Below are 412 nucleotides of genomic sequence, written 5' to 3'. Positions count from 1 at the left end.
GACTCTGAAGGAGGAAAGCGTAATATACGCCACCTCGCGACAGCAGGCCGAACGCCGCGTCGCACCGCTCTTTAACAATTTATCAGACAATCTGTGTGGGCACTCGCAGGATTGATATCAACGTCTCCGGACGTAAAAAATATCAAGTCTTTGCTGAGTGAACACGTAATTCATTACGAAGTTTAATTCACAGAGCATCGCTGCACTGGTTGCAGCAAATCAAACTTAAATTGAAGAGTTTGATCATGGCTCAGATTGAACGCTGGCGGCAGGCCTAACACATGCAAGTCGAACGGCAGCACAGAAGAGCTTGCTCTTTGGGTGGCGAGTGGCGGACGGGTGAGTAATGTCTGGGAAACTGCCCGATGGAGGGGGATAACTACTGGAAACGGTAGCTAATACCGCATAACGT

1 rRNA gene is annotated in these 412 nt (G+C 49.3%); it reads left to right on the top strand.

The annotated features are described in order from the left end of the window. Positions 1–227 precede the first annotated feature (227 nt). Positions 228–412, top strand: a 16S ribosomal RNA gene (locus CBW22_RS22930); the annotation flags it as partial.

Source organism: Pantoea sp. VS1, assembly GCF_002207995.1.
Taxonomy (GTDB): Bacteria; Pseudomonadota; Gammaproteobacteria; order Enterobacterales; family Enterobacteriaceae; genus Pantoea; species Pantoea dispersa.
Note: the sequence above shows the minus strand (reverse complement) of the source record. Positions and strands in the feature narration are given on the sequence as shown.